The following is a 3216-nucleotide window of genomic DNA, read 5'->3' as shown; positions in this document are numbered from 1 at the left end:
AGATTGGCTTGGTCAAAGAGGCTACAGCAAGTCAGTCTTGAAATCGGATCAAATCTAGATAACGCATAATTCGTGTGAAAAATGGAAATATTGTGTAGCTTAAACTCCTTAACCGATGACCCATGCAGCGATCTTACACGTTCTTCAAGTTCCGCGATTCGCTTTTCCTGCAGGATAATGATAGCATATAAGCTCTCGACAAGGTCGATTACGGCTTCGGGTCCTCTATCATAAATCCCTAAAATTTCCTCCCGGCTGAGGGGCGAAATTTGAGATGGATCTTGTGGCGGTGCTGAATGATCATGATCCTCGGTATTCCTTGGACGTGACAAATTTAATCTCCCTTCACCAAAAAATAAGCTTTTATATATCATAAATTTTTCGGTTAAATCTAGATATTGACTACGAATATATCGTCATCCATTTTTCACGCTTATTTCGGGTATTCTGAAAAGGAGGCTGAATAGTTACCCTCCGGATTGCCATAAACGATACGCTGTATCACCTCTATGATCCGCCCGTTTTTTCTTTTCTTGCAGACCTTTGCGTACTTCAAGTTAGGGTAGGGGACAAGAACCGGATTTGGCTTTCTCCCGATACCGCAATAGTGTGGCATCTCAAGGAAGCCATAGACATTGAGAAGACCTTCTTCGAAAGGGTCCCAGTTATCGGATGTAAATACAGGGATTGGTGAATCAATTGCGCGACGCTTCTCAATGTCGCTGAATAGTCTGGTGCAATCTTCTGCGGTTCTTTTTCCTTCACAATGGCTTAAGAATAGCCTTGTATCAGGTTTAATTGCAGTCAAACTATAAATATCACCGTACTCTTTCGAATCGTTGGCATCGACGTTTTTCTCCTTTTTTTATATATGACCATATCTCGTCTACTTGCACGCGATCGAGACGGAGATTCTTCAAATAATAATCATTCACTTCTTTGCAGTGTTTGCCAGCGAGATCTATCCACCTGCAGATTGTGCTAATGCTATAGCCGGATGCCCGAGCTGCACCGCGAATGCTTCCTTTTTCGGGAATCAGCGCCAAAGTTCGGCAGACTTCATCTATCGATGTGTTTAAGCCGAAGAACGGCGTTCCGCGAGTTTCGCTGAAGCAATGACCACAGGTCCTGCACTTGAGAAGAGCTCTATTATCCTTCCCGTATCGTTCTTTCAAAAATATATTTCCAGCACCGGTTCTCCCATAATCGGGGCAATCCTCCTCCCAGCACCAGAATTTAGATAAATCCAACTTTTCCTCCATCGCTACACCCAATCATAATTGGAGGTGGTAATATATAAATTATTCAGTCGTACAAGTACACGACCCATCATTGCAGTTGTCATAGATCCGAAAATCAACAGGAATCACGGAATTTCCATCTGTCCATACCAATGTAGTAATATTGATCCCATTAACAACACTATGATGCTTCCCACTATATTGTCGGTAAACTAAATCCATCTTTTTTGCATAAGGCTTGTCTAAAGTGGTATCGTCCACGATTAAGATCCCTTCACCAGGCCGAACGAGATGTGATGATTCGATCCACAATGCCTCCGTATCTGGCGGCCATCTTTGTAGAAGTCGAGTAAATGCATCGTGGGAGGGTGAATCTGACCCCTCCGGATAACATCGAGCTGCTTCGGTACACGTAAAAACGTTGGCAGCAGCCATCAGAAAGTGGATATAGTCCAGGTCGCAACACTTGGGTGGATTCAATTTTATACGTCACCTCATATTTGTGTTTGTATTTGGATGGACCGAATCATCTAAATATCTTCCGTCAACTGCGTAAGTCCTATGATGGAAAGACCAAGAACGATCACCTCCAGGACATGTTGGAAAAAGCAAAGGAACTAGGCTTCCGACCCGATTTCGTTCTCTTCGACAGTTGGTATTCCAGCTTAGATAATCTCAAAAAAATCCGTGGCCATGGGTGGCATTGGCTAACTCGACTCAAGAAAAATCGACTGGTAAATCCCGATAAAACAAAAAACGTTCAGATCTCAACAATAGACATTCCTTCAGATGGTAGAAATGTCCACCTGAAGGGTTATGGATTTGTCAAAGTGTTCCGGATAGTTTCCAAAGACGGTGACGAAGAACATTGGGCAACTGACTTGATCGACATGGAAGAACCAGATCGAAAAGAGCTGGCAAAAAGATCTTGGAAAATAGAAGAGTATCATCGCGGAATAAAACGGTTTTGTGGCGTAGAACGATGTCAAGCGCGGAATGGGAAATCCCAGAGGACACATATACTGTTCTCAATAAGAGCATTTCTGAGATTAGAAGTCGAAAGAATCAGAACTGCTCGAAGCTGGTTCGAGAGCAAGCAAAGTGTCATTCGAAATGCTATAAAAGAATATATAAAATATCTAAATTATAATGTCTCAGCCACGCTAACTGCGTAAGTCCTAACTTTATTGAGCATGTTCTTCCTGGATTGCAGACGCAGTCTCCAGCTCGACCGGAGCTCTCGCCCCTCCCCTAAGATGGGGAGCCTGGCCCGCCCACTCCCAAAAGAGATTGACAGGAGCAATACGCTTAAATACTCCGGTGGCCCTTATTATTTGGGGTGTTAGTTATTAAGGCGATAATGGTACTTCCTCTGCTAGCAGTCGGATTGCTCTGCACAATGGCGGCCGTAGAGGCTTCGGGGTACAAAGATTGGGATCATTCAAAGAAATCTTCACAATGGAAGCATCCCTCCAAAGACTGGCTCAATCCCTGGAACTACGAATCATTTTACAGCCGACCGAGTTATCCCTACGGTTTCTACCCAGGCAGCTACTACTACGACTATTACTACCCCAGCAGCCGCTATTACACCTGGTATTGCTACCCGTACAACTGCCAGTACCCATACTGCCAGTACCCATGCTACTACAGCTATCCCGCCGGGTACCTCTCTGAATTCAGGTATTCATTGGTGGTAGGCTAGAGTTTTTGAGGAGGATAGATATCGGAGGATTCCGTCTCAAATATCCAGAAGAGAAGTCGCAAAAATCGGGGGCGCGGCGATCAGGTCGCCGGAGGCTAAACCTCCTGGTTCTCCGCGGCGATGCTGAGGAGCTTGTGGTTCTGCCGGCTTTCCGCATCAACCCTCCAATCCGTAGTATTTTTCACAATCCTTTCCCAACAATCGAATAATCCTAACAAGATTATCATTCAGATTCGCTATCTTCAGATGCGTTTCACCATTAATCCAAAC

At 44.5% G+C, this 3216-nt stretch carries 2 protein-coding genes and 3 pseudogenes; 1 reads left to right on the top strand and 4 read right to left on the bottom strand.

The window, feature by feature from the left end; genetic code table 11:
* From P0O24_RS12335 to P0O24_RS12320, 4 genes and pseudogenes are all read right to left on the bottom strand, one after another.
* Window positions 1-269: pseudogene (locus P0O24_RS12335) on the bottom strand (hypothetical protein); the annotation flags it as partial.
* Between the two features lie 164 nt (window positions 270-433).
* Window positions 434-808, bottom strand: a complete 375-nt coding sequence (locus P0O24_RS12330; RefSeq protein ID WP_316970049.1) for a hypothetical protein — start codon at window positions 806-808, stop codon at window positions 434-436.
* Window positions 809-818: 10 nt separating this feature from the next.
* On the bottom strand, window positions 819-1262 hold the full coding sequence (locus tag P0O24_RS12325) for a hypothetical protein (protein ID WP_316970048.1): 444 nt from the start codon (window positions 1260-1262) through the stop codon (window positions 819-821).
* 63 nt (window positions 1263-1325) lie between these two features.
* Window positions 1326-1676 (bottom strand): annotated as a pseudogene (locus P0O24_RS12320) (transposase); the annotation flags it as partial.
* Window positions 1677-1801: 125 nt separating this feature from the next.
* Here P0O24_RS12320 and P0O24_RS12315 point away from each other — a divergent pair.
* A pseudogene (locus P0O24_RS12315) lies at window positions 1802-2416 on the top strand (transposase); the annotation flags it as partial.
* Between the last annotated feature and the right edge of the window lie 800 nt (window positions 2417-3216).

Origin of the sequence: Candidatus Methanocrinis alkalitolerans, from assembly GCF_029167205.1 — an archaeon.
Lineage (GTDB): Archaea > Halobacteriota > Methanosarcinia > Methanotrichales > Methanotrichaceae > Methanocrinis > Methanocrinis alkalitolerans.
The sequence above is the reverse complement of the archived record's forward strand: the minus strand, read 5'-3'. Positions and strand labels throughout refer to the sequence as shown.